The following is a 16,050-nucleotide window of genomic DNA, read 5'->3' on the forward strand; positions in this document are numbered from 1 at the left end:
TGTATAATTTTAGGTTAACTATATTTCTATGTGACCTGAATTCGTAGCGGAGGGAAGTCCTGCAGGACATGACAACCGGCTATTTCTTGGCATTCGGGACCCAAAACCACACAACTATTGTACCAATACAGGCAGCAGCTAGTACAACAATACGTAGGTTGATATTACTGATAAGGACCCAGGCAGATATCGACACCATAATCCACATTAGCACAATGGAATAGATTTTTTCGTGTCTGTATAAGCCCTTATTAGTCTCATATCTTCTAATCCTTCCTCCCAGGTATTTATTATTAAGCAGCCATTGGTGCAACCTGGGTGAGCCCTTCATATATAGGTAGGCTGAAAGGAGGAGGAAGGGGGTGGTGGGCAAACCCGGTACTACTATTCCCACTAAACCCAGAGCCAGTGCTATTGAGCCCAGCACAATATAAATAGACTTTAGCATCAGATATGACTTTTCACAATCTTCGGGATCATTCACAAATTTTACAATGTCTTAATTTAGACCATTTATGCACAATGTGCAAGTTTTGCGTAACTTCGCGCACATTTTTGAGCGTATGTTATCATTAAAGATCTTCTTTACCGAAAAGAAATATTTCGCCCCGGCATTTATGTACACCTGCTTTGCATTGGTGTTTAGTACATGGATTGTATATATTCCCTTTATAGCTCATAAGTTGCAGATTGGTGAGGCAAGGATAGGGACGGCACTGTTTTTTGGATCCCTTGGCTCCTTCCTTACAATTCCTCTGTCCAACCGACTGACTATCATTTTAGGTGTCGGACGACAGGCTTTCTGGGGCTTTATACTCTATGCCACTTCACTCTTTGGAATCTTCTCAGCTCCAGGTTATTACTGGCTGCTTGCCGCACTTTTTTATTACGGAATGTGCAGTTCAATCTTTGCTATAGGTCTTAATTCACTTGTTGCTGAGGTTGAGAAGAGAGCAGGTAAGTATATAATGACCGGAACCCATGGTTTCTGGAGTATAGGTGGGATGATTGGAGCCTCGCTCGGAGGTTATCTTGCGGGACGCTTCAATATGCCCTTTGTGCACCTTGGCGTGGTGCTGGTGATTCTGATATCAGCAAACCTATACCTTCGTAAGGAATACATTAATATAAAAGGAGAAGCGAAAACCAGGAAAGAGAAGGGTTCTATTCCCTGGAAGCCCATCCTGCTGATTGCTATGATAGCGATGGTTATGATGGCGTCTGAAGGCGCCATCGCTGACTGGAGCTCCCTTTATATGAAGGAGGTTGTAATTGTAAGAGCCGAACTGTGGGGACTAGCCTATGCTTTGTTTGCCGTTGGTATGGCAATAGGCCGTTTCATGGGTGATGCGATGAGTCTGAGATTTGGTTCATGGCGACTGCTTAGTATGGCTGTTCTTACCAGCATTGTGGGTTTTGCACTGGTGCTTAGCACAGTCGGTGTAATAGTATTCTGCGGATTTTTGATAATTGGCCTGGGCTTCTCAGTCGTAGTTCCCGAGATCTATCGTCTGGCCTCCAATGTTGATGGCATTAGGCCTGCAGATGGTATTTCGATGATTGCAGCCTCATCAAATATAGGCTTCCTTACCGGTCCTGTAATCCTTGGTTTTGTTGCCGAACTGTACAGTCTATACGCTAGTTTTTTAGTACTGACCGGCTTTGTGGTTATCGCCTTTGTTTTAGTCTCTTTAAAGAAAAGGCGTTAAGGATTCTGTTTGAAATACAGCTGAGTATGAAGTGTCTCAACTGAAAGTAAGCCTTACCTGTGAAGTCCTCACAAGGATCTCGTAGTGGTAAAGCAATCCGCTTTTCTCGTCAGTAAGGACTTCGCTTTTTTCAGTGCAATGCCATTCCTGGGCTGACCATTCGGGAAACCAGGTATCAGCACCCTCAAAGTTATGGTGAATGACGGTAAGGTGCAATGTGTCTGAATATGGCAGAAATGCCTTGTAGATCTCACCACCGCCTATTACAAAGAGCTTCCTGTATTCCCTGGCTGCCTCCACAGCTTCCTCTGTGGAGGAAACCACAATGCAACCGGGCAGCTGCAGGTCTTTATTTCTGCTCACAACAATATTAAGTCTGTTAGGAAGTGCACCTTTGGGCAGGGCCTCGAAGGTCTTTCGTCCCATAACTATTGCATTACCTGTTGTAAGCTGCTTGAATCGCTTCAGGTCACCACTTATGTATGCAAGCTGGTCTCCATCTTTCCCGATGGCTCGTTGCTGGTCTATCGCTACAATGATGGCTATCTCCATTCCGGCTATATTTTATACAGCGATATCGCCTTTAATATGTGGGTGAGGATCATATCCTGTAAGTTCAAAGTCCTCGAAACTGAACTCATCAATGTTCCTTATGCTGGGGTTGATCTTCATTACAGGCAGAGGACGAGGTTCCCTGCTTATCTGCAGCTTTACCTGCTCGATATGGTTGCAATAGATATGTGAATCCCCCAAAGTATGGACAAAATCTCCGGGTTTGAGACCGCAAACCTGTGCTACCATCATAGTCAAGAGGGCATAGGAGGCTATATTGAAGGGAACTCCCAGGAAGATATCTGCACTGCGTTGATAGAGCTGACAGCTTAGTCTGCCGTTGGCAACATAAAACTGAAACAAGATATGGCAGGGAGGCAACTGCATTTCATCGATTTGCCCCACATTCCATGCCGATACTATATGCCTCCGTGAATCAGGATTATTCTTTATTGATTCGATAACCTGTAGTACCTGGTCAATATGACCTCCGCTATAATCCGGCCATGACCTCCATTGATAACCGTAAATGGGTCCCAGTTCACCGTCTTCCTTAGCCCATTCATTCCAGATGCGCACCCCGTTATCCTGAAGGTATTTGACATTTGTACTACCCTTTAAAAACCACAGTAACTCGTATATGATAGATTTAAGGTGTAGTTTTTTTGTTGTGACAAGAGGAAAACCGTCCTCAAGATTGAAGCGCATCTGGTGTCCGAAAACCGAAATGGTTCCGGTGCCTGTTCTGTCTTCCTTAAGTACGCCTTCTGCTAGCACCCTTCGTACGAGGTCGAGATATTGTTGCATCTTACAATGTTTTAGTCGATCACCTTTTGGGATTAAGGTCAATAACAGTCATTATCGGGTAATGATCTGAATACTTGACCGGGAATTTCCTGAAATTATAGGAACTGAATGCAGGATCATGGAAAATATAATCAATGCGGAAAGAGGGGAGGCGTCGTCCATTGTATGTACCTCCGAAACCTGATCCGGATTCTGTAAAGGCATCTTTTAGTTTACCACGCATTTTGCGGTAAACATAAGACACAGGGATATCATTAAAATCACCGCAGACTATCACCGGATATGGTGACTCTGCAATCTGTCCTGAGATTGTCTCTGCCTGGGTGGCCCGTGACCTAAGTGCCCTTGTGAGTTTTCTTGAAATATTTATAAGTCCCCGTTTCTGACTTTCGCTCATGCGAAAATCAAGACTGTCAAGCACTTCCAGTTCGTTATCCTGGAATCCTATAGACTCAAGGTGCGAGTTAAATACCCTTACAACGGTACCGTTTATGTCGATATCGGCATAGATTGTCATATTACGGCTCTGATCGAAGCGTATTGCACCACCTTCGATAATAGGGTATTTTGAATAGATAGCTAATCCATAACCGGTGTTTCCCTTGTGCTTTTCAGTATATTCGAAATATCTGTGAGGATAGGCTCTGAACTTCATAGCTATTGCTGCAGGGCTGTATTCCTCCGGCTTCAGCTTTGTATAGTACTCCTGAAAGCTTATAATGTCGGGCGATTGTTGCAAGATAAAATCAAAGGTTACTTCCGGGGTATTGTTCACTCCTGAATGCTTGTAGTAATCGAACATTCTGGTATTGTATGACATCACCGTTACCGGTTTTTCCAATACCAGAGATGCTTCGACATTCTTACCCCAGATTCTGAAGCAATGGTTCCAGTGAGGTAGACTAATTAGAAGTGCGATAATTGGTATTAAGACAAACCATGATTTACGTAGCAGCAGAATAATGGCAAGGGCAAGGTTGAAGATCCATAGAGCAACAAAGGCAAAGCCAGCAAAGGCCAGGAAGTGGAGACTTCCCGGTGGGATATAGGCTGTTGCTGTTGAAAACAGCAAGGCCAGTGCAGACAATGTCACGATAGTGAGCGATATTGAATAAAGAATCTTTTTCAAGCCTGTATTAAACTTCTGATTTGCTTCCTAAATATAGCTAAATGTCCCCTTCTTTGCTAGCATCAAAGAGAGTTCTCTTCTCCTCAGCAGTAAGGCTCTCATATCCATTACTTTTGATTTTCTCAAGGATACGATCAAGTTCTTTCTGCCTGCGGACCTTCAGGGCATTGTATTCGTAGTCGGTCAATGGTCTCTTGTGAGCAACCGATAGCTTTGGCTTTCTTGATAGTTTGTTCTTGACATCCTGCAAGGGTGATGACATAAAGGTCCTGCTGTCTGGCAATCCTTTCACAGACCATCTCCATCCAAGGAGCAGGCCGACAAGGGAACCGCCTATATGTGCCAGATGGCCGCCCGTATTGTTAAGATTAGAAATACTGATCAGGTCTATAATAAGCGCAGCAAGTGCTATATACTTCAACCTTACCTCACCGAAGAAGAGCAGATAGACCTTGTGGTTGGGCTCATACCGCGCTACTGTAAACAGCACTGCCATTACGGATGCAGAGGCCCCCATTAGAATGGCATTGTCATTGCCGTAAAAAACCGGCAGGAAGTTGTATGCCAGGAAGAAAGCAAGTGCTCCTGCCAGACCTCCTATAAGGTAGGTGCGAAGGAGATAACTCTCGCCAATAATGTGCATAAACAACCTGCCAAACCAGTATAGATAAAGTACATTAAACAGGAGGTGCAGGAAATCAAAATGCAGAAACATATAAGTGACTGGAGTCCAGAAATGCCTCAGCAGTTCCAGATAATCAGCCGGTACGCTAAAGGCTGTCAACCAGGGTAATATCACAGATGGCTGGTTACCTGACAGCACCATAAACAGCTGAATAAACCTGAAGATCAGGAATACCCCAATATTGACATAAATCAACCGGGTAAGGACACTACCATATTTGAAAGAGTCCCGTATTTCAGAACTTATTGACATAGCTGCAAATTAATAAACTCCCTTTTTACGCCAGTAGCGGATAAGGAAAAAACCAAAGAGCATACCTCCAAGGTGGGCAAAGTGTGCTACATTATCACCTGAGAAATTAGCCACACCAAGGAACAGCTCTATCACCCCATATATTATTACAAAGTACTTTGCTTTGATAGGCATTGGTGGAATCATCAGGAATAATACAGTATTGGGGAAAAGCATTCCGAATGCCAGCAGGATGCCGAATACGGCTCCTGACGCTCCCACGGTAGCGTATAAATTCAGGTATCTTGCATAGTCCAAGCCATAATTATACACATACTCCTTTGACAAGCCTATTGCCAGTTCCGGGTTGGTATTGATAAGGCCATTGTATGCGTTTTCAAAAGCGATATAGGCGTTTTGGTTGATCATCGGTGTCTGGCCAAAGAATGCCAGCAGGTTTTCGTGTGAAGGGTTGTTCAGATAGTAGGTAACAGCGTTAAGTACAGGCTGTACCTCTACCATCTGCACTAGCATCTGTATTAATCCTGCCCCTACTCCTGTTACCATGTAATACAACAGGAATCTTTTTGGTCCCCATACCATCTCCAACATTCTGCCAAACATAAATAGGGCAAACATATTGAAAAACAGGTGTGAAGGCTGGGGATAGGCATGCAGAAACATATAGGTAATCAGCTGATATGGTCTGAAGTATTCCGCAGCAGGCACATGCAGTCCCAGATAATCTTCTATTCTTATGCCAAGGCGGGAATACAAGACTATAGATGCAAAGAAAAACAGTACGTTAATTATCAGTAGATTTTTTACTACCGGGGGCATGCCAAACGGCGATGGTCTGAAACTCATATTCCTTCGTATTAGTAGCTATTCAGCAAATTTAACCTTATCTAAACCACTTTTCAATCTCTTCATTCTCTACAATAGTAAATACCCGCTTACCTGATGATGTATAGGCCGGAGTATTGCACTGGAATAGCTGTGCTACAAGCATCGTCATCTCCTCAGCCGATAGCCGCTCGCCTGCCATCATGCAGGCGTTGCGGGCCATAATTGCAGCGAGCTGTTCCCTCATCTCCAAAGATGCATCCTTTTCTCCACTTTTATATGCTTCAAGGAGCTGGTCAAGGAAAGAAACTGTGCGGGAATTATCAAACCCGTCAGGGATTCCGCTGACCGCAAAGATTCCAGGTTCAGTTTCCTTTATGTCGAACCCGAATGTACCCAAATCTTCCATTATATCTCTCATCAGCACTGCGTCATCAGTGTCAGGATGAAGGATTTCAGGGAATAACAATTGTTGGGTAGCCGAATTTCCTGACCTGATAGTGTTGATGAAGCGTTCGAATAGTACACGTTCATGTGCCCTGCGCTGATCGATAACCATCAATCCTGACCTTACCGGGGTCAGGATGTATTTGTTCTTTATCTGGAAGAAGGTAGCATCCTCTACAGGTCTGTCATGCTCAAAGTTGACAATCGATGTTTGTATATCTGCCTCATTTCCTTTTGATGGCAGTACTAAAATCTCTTCCTCTTCATCATCATCAGGTAAAGTAATTTCTCCACCTTTTTCAAAACCTTTGTATAACTCCTGCCATTCGGGTATTAGAGTCGACTGAGGCCTGTTATAGTTTGACTCCTTCCTGAATGGATTATAATCAGGGTTAAAGCTGATCTGAGGAGGTTTAACCTCTGTGGGGTTGAACGTGACAGGGATGTCTATCTGCCCTTCGGTATCAAAGTCAATCGAGGGCACTATGCTATGCTTGCCAAGGCTCTCGCGTATGGCTGAGTTGAGTATCTTCCAGATCAGCTGCTCATCTTCAAATTTGATCTCAGTCTTGGTAGGGTGGATGTTGACGTCGATCATTTCCGGGGCTATATCCAGATATAGGTAATAGGAAGGATAAGCATCCGAAGGGATAAGGTTGGAATAGGCGTCCATTACTGCCTTGTGCAGGTAGGAATGGCGCATGTAGCGCTTGTTAACGAAGAAGTACTGATTGCCGACAGTCTTCCTGGCACCCTGTGGGGTGCCAATAAACCCGTGGATATAGACCACTGAGGTCTCTATATTTACTGGGATATGCTGTTTGTTGCTTTGTTTCCCTGCAATTGCTTCTATCCTCTGGCGGTGGTTCTCAGATTTCAGGTTGAGCAGGGGTTGGTCATTGTGCACCAGTATAAAAGCAATCTCCGGGTTGGCCAGCGCAACACGGTGCATTTCGCTGATTATATAACGCAGTTCGGTAGCATTTGACTTTAGAAAACGCCTTCGTGCGGGTACGTTGTAAAACAGATCCCTGATAATGAAGTTGCTGCCCTTGTCGCAGGCAATCGGTTTTTGGCTTTCAACCTTTGAGCCGGAAATAACAATCTGTGTTCCCAGGTCTGAATCAGTAGATCTGGTTCTTAGCTCTACATGAGCGATAGCAGCAATAGAAGCAAGGGCCTCCCCGCGGAAGCCCATAGTTCTTATAGCAAAAAGATCATCTGCTGATTTGATCTTGGAGGTGGCGTGCCGGTCAAAGGCAATACGGGCATCAGTCTCGCTCATGCCAATCCCGTTGTCAATCACCTGAATAAGGGTTCTGCCGGCGTCTTTGACAAGAACTCTTATGTCAGTCGCCCGCGCATCCAGTGCATTCTCGACTAGTTCCTTGACAACAGAAGCTGGCCGTTGAACTACTTCACCGGCAGCGATCTGGTTGGCTACCGAATCGGGCAAGAGTTGAATCAAATCTGGCATGTATTCCTGGCTCTCTTTATGGCTCTATTAACTGTTAGACTTAGGTGGATTAGAATTTAATCATGAAAAATGTAATAGCTGCAAGCAATATGATCCATACCAACAGTCGGCGGTTAGATTTGCGTACAGCTTTTTGTCTGTATTCGAAGAGACCCGGGTTACCCCTTCGCATGGCTCCCTTTACCCTGGATTCAATTCCGGTAGTTGTGTAGTCTCCGTCAAGAAGTCCAAGTTCTGCTTTAATACGCCTTTCACGTTCTTCTCTTTCTTCCTTTGCAGGATCATAGTAAAGAGGTTTATGGTTGAAAGAGCGTGCTTGTGGTGTACTGAAATTAAAGAGCCCCATAGCTATTGTTTTAGATTTCTACAAAAATACAAAAACCTTGTATTCTTTCCTGAAACTTGATACCTTTAATATCCTTAAGGAATAATCTAACCCTAATCAGCATGTTAGTTAAGACTTTCGGAGCTGCCGTTGCGGGTATTGATGCCATCCCTATAACAATCGAGGTGGATATTTCGCGCGGTATTCGTTTTTTTCTGGTAGGCCTTCCTGACAATGCGGTAAAAGAAAGTCAGCAACGGATAGAATCCGTTTTCAGGGTGTTTGGCTACACCTGGCCGGGCAGGAGAATAGTTATAAATATGGCTCCTGCCGATACCCGAAAGGAAGGCTCAGCCTATGACCTGCCACTGGCAATTGGAGTACTTGCCGGTGATGAACAAATATCCGCGGACCGTATTGGTGACTATCTGATGATGGGCGAACTGTCACTCGATGGCAGTCTCAAGCCCATAAGGGGCGCTTTACCCATAGCATTATGTGCTAAGGGAAACGGCTTTAAGGGCATCATCCTTCCCCGTGCCAATGCTCGGGAAGCTTCGGTTGTTGAAGGACTGGATGTATATGGAGCTGAGGATGTAGGTCAGGTGATAGGATTCCTCAACGGTACTTTGCAACTTGAGCCGATACTGTTTGATCTCGATAGTGAGTTTTCGGATCAGGCCTCTTATCACGAAATGGACCTTGCAGATGTCAAGGGACAGGAAAGTGTGAAGCGGGCACTTGAAGTGGCTGCAGCTGGCGGGCATAATATGATTATGATTGGGGCTCCTGGAAGTGGCAAGTCCATGCTTGCCAAGCGTCTTGCCACAATACTTCCGCCCATGCAACTTAGCGAGGCTCTTGAAACTACAAAGATACACTCGGTCGCCGGTAAGATGAATGGAGAGAGAGCTCTGCTTACTCAGCGTCCGTTCAGATCTCCACACCACACGATATCCAGCATTGCACTAGTTGGCGGGGGTAGTTTCCCCCAGCCCGGGGAGATATCACTTGCTCATAACGGTGTGCTGTTTTTGGATGAACTGCCTGAGTTTAACCGTACTGTGCTGGAGGTGTTGAGGCAACCTCTTGAGGACAGAGAAATTACAATATCCAGAGCAAGGGTATCTCTTAAGTATCCTGCATCCTTTATGCTTGTTGCAAGTATGAATCCCTGCCCCTGTGGCTACTACAACCACCCGGAAAAGGAGTGTACATGCGCACCCGGCATGGTCCAGAAATACCTGAGCCGGATCTCCGGTCCCCTGCTCGACAGAATTGATATCCATATTGAAGTCGTGCCTGTTCCCTTTGAGAAGCTGGCATCCAGTCCTCAGGCAGAAAAAAGCGAGGACGTGCGTGCCCGGGTAATCAAGGCCCGTGAACTTCAGTCCAAGCGTTTTAAAGAGCACCTATCTGTGCATTGCAATGCACAGATGAGCAGCAAGCTGTTGAGGAGATATGCCGTCCCCGATTCAGCAGGTGCCGCTATTCTTAGAAATGCTATGGAAAAGCTTGGGCTGTCTGCAAGAGCCTATGACAGAATATTGAAATTATCAAGAACAATTGCCGACCTTGAAGGGTCTGAAAATATCCATGCTCATCATGTTGCAGAGGCTGTGCAATACAGAAGCCTTGACAGATCTGGCTGGGCGGGGTGAACCTCTTTCCCTGTCTTTTGTTTAATGCCTGATTGCAAGGCACAAGAATTGGCAAAGTGAAGTAAATAGCTTTTCTTTGTGCGTCAAACAAATATTTCAGATGAGTAAACAGAAAAAAATTAAGCCGATGTCTTCCAATGTATTAATGGATCCAATAGGCCGACTGATGGGGCTACGTTATAAGTCTCACCCCTGGCACGGTATTGATATAGGTAATAATGCTCCGGATATAGTAATGTGTTTTATTGAAGTAGTGCCCACCGATACTATCAAGTATGAGATAGACAAGGAAAGTGGTTATCTGAGGATAGACAGGCCTCAGAAATACTCCAATGTGGTGCCTTCTCTTTATGGTTTTATTCCTCAAACATATTGCGGACCTGGAGTAGGTAAGATATGTGAAGACAAGACAGGCAGAAAGGATATCAAGGGAGATGGTGACCCGCTCGATATTTGCGTGCTTACAGAGAAAGACGTAATGCACGGTGATATCATCGCTGAGGCCATCCCTATCGGAGGTTTCAGAATGATTGACGGCGATGCTGCTGACGATAAGATTATTTCAGTCTTGAAGGGTGACGTGATGTATGGTGGTGTTACTGATGTATCTGAACTGCCAGAGCTGGTACTTGAGAGACTTAAGCACTACTTCCTGACTTACAAGGATATGCCGGGAATGAACAGGGCATCAGAGATTACACATGTATATAATGCTGAAGAAGCACGTGAGGTAATTACAGCCTCTATGGTGGACTATGAAGCCCGTTTCGAGAAACTGCGTAGCGCACTTCAATCGTATTAGTCAGGGATTTCCCTGGATCAACTAAAAACACTCAGATCTGTCAAGTACCCAGACGTTGCAGTCGTTTGTTGAGCTGACGCAATCTGAATGTATTGAAGTAGTCAATAATTCTTCTTAGGATATCAAGGTAGAGTGTCACATATAGCATTGCCACACCAAGCCAGACAACAATCATATTGAATAGAGGGGTGGGAACTGACAGGGGACCAAACTCCTTATATGCTGCATAGAAATGTGAACGTCCCCATTTACCTTTGGCCTCACGGTAAACCGGGTGAGACTTCTGAATAAAGTGGTCACCAACAAGTTCAAACTGCTTGACCTGTCTACGTTCCATCATCCAGTCGGCAAGTGCCTCGTTGAAATTGGCTCTTTTAAGTGCTATCACATCATCGACTGAATATCTACGCACCATAGAATCTATCTTACTGTCCTTGATGGACGAGTAATGATGATAAATGCGATTATATGCAGCTTGTTTGTTTAGCAGTATCTTGTTAATGCTATCGTGCAAAGATGCTGTATAGTCAATCTGAGACTTCTTACTCAACTGATCAGCAACTTGTTTTCCTTCATCTCCAAACATTTCTCTGAGTGTATTGGCAAGGGGCGCACTATGTTTCTTGACAGTCTCCGTCTCACCCCTCTCATAAGCCCAGCGACAGGCGTCATTGAGCTTGATTAGTTCAGGAATTAGTGTGCTGCTGTAATATGAGCTGCGGCTCATCTCCATCTCCTCCTCAAAGAAGTTCTTCTGGTAGTTGTTGTTTTTGAACTGTTCCACTGCCAATGCCTCGAAAGACCAGCGTGTTACCATCACATCTCCAATGCGGGGAACGAATTCCCTGGAACTAATAGAGCTGTGGAGCTTGTCGAAGTTTACGATAGTACCACTAAACAACAGGTGGGGCACAAGTATCAGCGGAATCAATACATAGATTGCAACTACGGAGTTTAGACCACTGCTTATATTCAACCCAAGCATATTTGCAAAACAGGAGGTTGAAAACAAAATGGCCCAGTACTGAAGCGTGAGTCCTTGTATCTCTAGCACATAGTTGCCTATTAGCACAAAACTCAATGACTGGAGTGCAGAAATGCAGAACAGTACAAATATTTTGCTATTAAGGAAACTAAACCGGCTTAGATTAAGAAATGACTCCCTCTTTCTAAGACGTCTGTCGCGAATAATCTCTTCAGCACTAACATTAAGTCCGATAAAAAGGGATACAACCACACACATAAAGAGGTATGCGGGTATATTTACATTTTCCGAGAAGACGTACATATTGGGATCTCCTTCTGTTCCTGCAAGGAACTTAATGAAGAACGACAATATGATTGCAAGTATGGGAGCTTCAAGTATGTTGATAGCCAGATATTGCTTGTCCTTGAGTTTGGACAAGGCATCCCGCATAGCAAATATCTTAAACTGCTTCCACCTGTTTGGTATCTTGAATCGGTTGTGTGGCAGTGCTTCTTTTTTCTCGAGGTCGCGCTTTTCTTTCCACTCGAATTTACTCTCGAAATTCTCCAGATACAACTTATACCATTCTTCAGGACTGACCTTACGCTTTCTTATCAGTTTACCATAAGGGTTAACAATACGTGCCTCAACAATGCGCAACAACTGCTCAGTCTTTACATTACCGCATGCATAACACTCCCTTTCCTCAGGATTGACATAGTTTGCCGCCCTCTTGAAATAGACGATGGCATCAATAGGATTGCCGTTATAGATAATCCTACCACCCTTGTCAATCATCAGGAGTTTGTCGAGCATTTTGAACAGGTCAGACGAAGGTTGGTGGATGTTGATAACAACCAGCTTTCCTTTCAGAACCTGTCTTTTCAAGAGGAGCAGAACCTTTTCGGAGTCCATTGAAGATAGTCCGGAAGTCGGTTCATCGACAAACAGGATGGCCGGTTCACGTATCAACTCAAGGGCCATGTTAAGGCGTTTGCGCTGACCACCGCTGAGTATCTTGTTAAGCGGGGTCCCTACAACAAGGTCGCGAGCCTCAACAAGGTCGAAATCTTCAAGTGCATCCTCAACCCTTTGTTTTATAGCTTCCTTTGAGAAGTCACTAAAGCAGAGGCGGGCGTTAAACCACAGGTTTTCAAACACTGTAAGCTCCTCCTTCAGAAGGTCTTCCTGCGGTACATATCCGATAAGTCCTTTTAGTTTTTCCTTATCCTCGTGGATGTCATATCCATTAATCAGGATATGTCCTGTATTGGGTTTCAGATTTCCATTTAGCAGATTGAGCAGTGTGGACTTGCCGGTTCCGCTTCCTCCGATAACCCCAACAAGCTGACCTGAGCGTCCGGTAAAACTGAAGGGATGGATTGCTGTCAGGTTGTTGTTAAACTTGTAGGATACGTCTATCGCCCTATAGATTATGAGTCCTTCTTCCTTGTGGCGGAGGAATTTTTCAGATACCCTGGTATGGTATACCGGAGGCATCAAAGAGGTTTTGATTACCGAACCAACGGCAAGCGTATAAGGCCTGTCGGTCTCAACTTTATGTCCGTTGAGATAAAGGTTTCTTTCCCCTGAATATCTGAAGATAAAGGTATTGGTACTCTTGACGTGAAGCACCCAGACTGTTACCTGTTGAGGTGGATTGTACAGAATCTTGATCTCTGGATTTATATCTTCCTTTTCTCCGGTAATCAGAAGGAGTTCGCTTTTATTTGGGACCTCCAAAGGTTCTTTAAGGATAAAGGCCTTCAGGTTTTGATAATCTGATGGTTCTATCTTGAAGCAGTCGGCCAGCAAGTCAACCAGACGAATCTCATCATCCCTGATTTCCTCGTCTTTTTTGAGGAAGTCGAGCAACTGAGAGAACAGGACTATCTTGGGCTCCTGTTCAAGCTCTGTATTAATCTTGGTTGCAATGTTAAGGATGCGGTTGAGGTTGTCGCTCGATTGCTTGTCCTTGAGCTCCTGATTGTTGGATCCAACCTCTGAGTGATACCTGTTGAGATATACCTCGAAGCGCCCGAGGTACTGGTCTACATATTCGCTGCTAAATTGGCGTGAAAGAAAATCCTTGACGCGGGAATATGCCCTGCCGGTTTGCCTCTCTTTCCTGATGTCGGTGAGCAAAGCAAACAGCTGCATTAAGGCTTCAAGCAGGGTTTCACTCATAGTGCTTAGTGAATTTTCCTTTGGTTTTGCTTAACCCCGGGCCATGAGGCCCGGGTGTTAGCTATCTTGGTTTACTGCGTGAAGATAAGAAAAAATCCAAAGCAAAAATCACAAGCTTCTTTCTATGCCCATTTCAAGTCCCGCAAGTTCTGCCAGGCCCTTAAGCCTGCCTATAAGAGGGTACCCGGGATTGGCTTCCCTGGTGTAATCATCAAGCATTTTTACACCATGATCCGGGCGAACAGGCATTCTGATATCCTTGTCTTTGAGACCTTCCCTGATTCTTCGCCTCTGTTCGATTAGCAAAGCTTTTGCCACCTCGTACATATCCACACAGCCCTCGATATGACCGTATTCGTGGAAGCATCCGTTGGGCAACAGTACGTTGTTGCGCAGGTGGAGGAAGTGAATGCGGTGACCTACCGACTTAATCATGTCGAGTATGTAGTCATTGCTTCGCACTGACAGAGATCCTGTACAGAAGTTAATTCCGTTGGATACAGAATCCACCTGACTTATAATCCATTCCAGGTCTTCCTTGGTACTAACTATGCGTGGCAATCCAAGTACCGGGAATGGCGGGTCGTCGGGGTGAACTGCCATGTTGATGCCGTATTCCTCGGCGACGGGTACTACGTCTTTGAGGAAGCGGGACAGGTTGGCTCTTAGTTGATCACGGCCAATACCCTTGTATCTGTCGATATAACTGAGGAATACCTTTTTGTAGTCGGGTGTCGAACCGTCAACCACTCCGTCTATAAAGCCCTGCGTTACTACGATTATGTTGTAGGCAAGTCGCTCGGCTTCCTCCTCGCTCATGTTTTTGTAAACCTCCCTGGCCTTTGCAACAATCTCGGCAGGATAATCATTCTCTGCACCCGGCCGCTTCAGCACAAAGGCATCGAAGGCAACGAAGGTTGGGAAGTCGAAATACATAACCTCTACTCCCGATTCCAGTTTATAGTGCAAATCTGTCCTCACCCAGTCGAGTACGGGCATAAAGTTGTACACTACTATGTCAATACCACAGCGCCCAAGGTTGCGGAGCGATTCCTGGTAGTTTGCTATCAGACGGGGATAGTCGTCAGAGTGTATCTTGATACCTTCAGATACAGGCAGACTTTCCACAACGCTCCAGCGCATACCATGAGCCTCAATCTTGTTCTTTACCTTCATGATCTCGTCAACAGTCCACACCTCTCCATTTGGAATATGGTGCAGAGCCGTCACAATACCTTCAACACCTATCTGACGGAGGTCGGACAATTTGATGGGATCCTTGTCCCCAAACCATCTCATGGTTTTTTCGAAAGCCATAAACTAAACGATTTAGTTTTATACACCACTAAATGAACTGAAACCTCCGTCGATAGGAAGAACAGCACCTGTTATAAAGCTTGCCTCATCGCTGCAGAGGAACTGAACTGCACCGTTTAGCTCAGTAATATCACCGAAGCGTCCCATTGGGGTCTTTGCAAGTACCTTCTTGCTTCTTTCTGTAAGAGAGCCGTCTGGGTTGATAAGTATTGCACGGTTTTGGTCACCAATAAAGAAGCCCGGGGCAATAGCGTTGACCCTAATCTTTTCTCCACACTTCATTGCCATTTCCATAGCCATCCACTTAGTAAAGATCTCAACACCGGCCTTGGCTGTAGAATAGCCAGGTACGCGTGTGATAGCTGCATAAACAGCCATGGAAGTGATATTGACGATGCTGCCACGACCTTGTTTTGCCATTGCTTCTCCAAAGATCATAGATGGGAATACTGTTCCATTGAGGTTGAGGTCGTTGACCTTACGGAAGTCTTCAAACTTCATATCGAAGATAGTCTGATCTTCAGTAAGCGTAGCCCCCGGCATATTACCACCTGCGATATTTAGAAGGATGTCGATAGAACCCCATTTTTGAAGTATCATCTCTCTTACACTTACAAGGCTTTCCTTGTCAAGCACGTTACATTCCAGTCCTATTATTTCATCTCCGGTTTCTTTCAGTTCGGCTATCCTGTTGTCAAGAGCTTCCTTCCTAATATCAAGGATTACAACTTTTACCCCTGCTTCCAATAGGGACTTTGCAATACTGCTACCGAGGACACCGCCTCCACCAGTTACAACAGCAACTCTACCGCTGATATCGAATTTATTCTTGCTCATATCAAATTGATTTAAGTGAATTGTCTGATTAAGTATGTAATTAAGAGTATGTTGTTTGCCATGAATATTCA

At 44.9% G+C, this 16,050-nt stretch carries 14 protein-coding genes; 3 read left to right on the forward strand and 11 right to left on the reverse strand.

The features are described from left to right. Positions 1-79: 79 nt before the first annotated feature. Positions 80-448, reverse strand: coding sequence for a YbaN family protein (locus M9189_RS01095; protein ID WP_250724066.1), 369 nt, complete (start codon positions 446-448; stop codon positions 80-82). A 115-nt stretch (positions 449-563) separates the two neighbouring features. Here M9189_RS01095 and M9189_RS01100 point away from each other — a divergent pair, with 115 nt between their 5' ends. Continuing rightward, positions 564-1,709 (forward strand): MFS transporter, encoded by a 1,146-nt coding sequence (locus M9189_RS01100; RefSeq protein WP_250724067.1) that lies wholly within the window; start codon positions 564-566, stop codon positions 1,707-1,709. A gap of 36 nt (positions 1,710-1,745) precedes the next feature. Here the strand turns inward: M9189_RS01100 and M9189_RS01105 are convergent, their stop codons facing one another. The 7 genes from M9189_RS01105 to M9189_RS01135 are packed head-to-tail and all read right to left on the reverse strand — an operon-like array spanning position 1,746 to position 8,229. Beyond that, a complete protein-coding gene (locus tag M9189_RS01105) occupies positions 1,746-2,261 on the reverse strand; it encodes a dihydrofolate reductase (RefSeq protein ID WP_250724068.1) in 516 nt (171 codons plus the stop codon). Positions 2,262-2,273: 12 nt separating this feature from the next. Further along, a complete protein-coding gene (locus tag M9189_RS01110) occupies positions 2,274-3,068 on the reverse strand; it encodes a thymidylate synthase (RefSeq protein ID WP_250724069.1) in 795 nt (264 codons plus the stop codon). Between the two features lie 19 nt (positions 3,069-3,087). After that, positions 3,088-4,197, reverse strand: a complete 1,110-nt coding sequence (locus M9189_RS01115) for an endonuclease/exonuclease/phosphatase family protein (RefSeq protein ID WP_250724070.1) — start codon at positions 4,195-4,197, stop codon at positions 3,088-3,090. 37 nt (positions 4,198-4,234) lie between these two features. Continuing rightward, the gene (locus M9189_RS01120) at positions 4,235-5,134 is read right to left on the reverse strand and encodes a rhomboid family intramembrane serine protease (RefSeq protein WP_250724071.1); all 900 of its coding nucleotides are present in this window, start codon (positions 5,132-5,134) and stop codon (positions 4,235-4,237) included. Positions 5,135-5,143: 9 nt separating this feature from the next. Further along, positions 5,144-5,980 (reverse strand): rhomboid family intramembrane serine protease, encoded by an 837-nt coding sequence (locus M9189_RS01125; RefSeq protein ID WP_250724072.1) that lies wholly within the window; start codon positions 5,978-5,980, stop codon positions 5,144-5,146. 37 nt (positions 5,981-6,017) lie between these two features. Then, a complete protein-coding gene (gene mutL / locus M9189_RS01130) occupies positions 6,018-7,883 on the reverse strand; it encodes a DNA mismatch repair endonuclease MutL (protein WP_250724073.1) in 1,866 nt (621 codons plus the stop codon). Positions 7,884-7,932: 49 nt separating this feature from the next. After that, positions 7,933-8,229 carry a hypothetical protein gene (locus M9189_RS01135; protein ID WP_250724074.1) on the reverse strand — a complete coding sequence of 99 codons (297 nt, stop codon included), beginning with the start codon at positions 8,227-8,229 and terminating at the stop codon, positions 7,933-7,935. 101 nt (positions 8,230-8,330) lie between these two features. Here M9189_RS01135 and M9189_RS01140 point away from each other — a divergent pair, with 101 nt between their 5' ends. Together M9189_RS01140 and M9189_RS01145 are read left to right on the forward strand one after the other, a co-directional pair. Next, positions 8,331-9,869, forward strand: coding sequence for a YifB family Mg chelatase-like AAA ATPase (locus M9189_RS01140; protein WP_250724075.1), 1,539 nt, complete (start codon positions 8,331-8,333; stop codon positions 9,867-9,869). Positions 9,870-9,969: 100 nt separating this feature from the next. Then, positions 9,970-10,671 (forward strand): inorganic pyrophosphatase, encoded by a 702-nt coding sequence (locus M9189_RS01145; RefSeq protein WP_250724076.1) that lies wholly within the window; start codon positions 9,970-9,972, stop codon positions 10,669-10,671. 40 nt (positions 10,672-10,711) lie between these two features. On the opposite strand, the gene M9189_RS01150 is transcribed toward M9189_RS01145, so the two are convergent. The 3 genes from M9189_RS01150 to M9189_RS01160 form a co-directional block, all read right to left on the reverse strand. After that, entirely contained in the window at positions 10,712-13,825 is a 3,114-nt protein-coding gene (locus tag M9189_RS01150) for an ATP-binding cassette domain-containing protein (protein ID WP_250724077.1), read from the reverse strand. Positions 13,826-13,933: 108 nt separating this feature from the next. Continuing rightward, positions 13,934-15,142 (reverse strand): mannonate dehydratase, encoded by a 1,209-nt coding sequence (gene uxuA / locus M9189_RS01155; RefSeq protein ID WP_250724078.1) that lies wholly within the window; start codon positions 15,140-15,142, stop codon positions 13,934-13,936. Between the two features lie 18 nt (positions 15,143-15,160). Next, positions 15,161-15,979: an SDR family oxidoreductase gene (locus M9189_RS01160; RefSeq protein ID WP_250724079.1), complete on the reverse strand. Its 819-nt coding sequence runs from the start codon at positions 15,977-15,979 to the stop codon at positions 15,161-15,163. Between the last annotated feature and the right edge of the window lie 71 nt (positions 15,980-16,050).

It is taken from the genome of Xiashengella succiniciproducens (assembly GCF_023674465.1).
Taxonomy (GTDB): Bacteria; Bacteroidota; Bacteroidia; order Bacteroidales; family Marinilabiliaceae; genus Geofilum; species Geofilum succiniciproducens.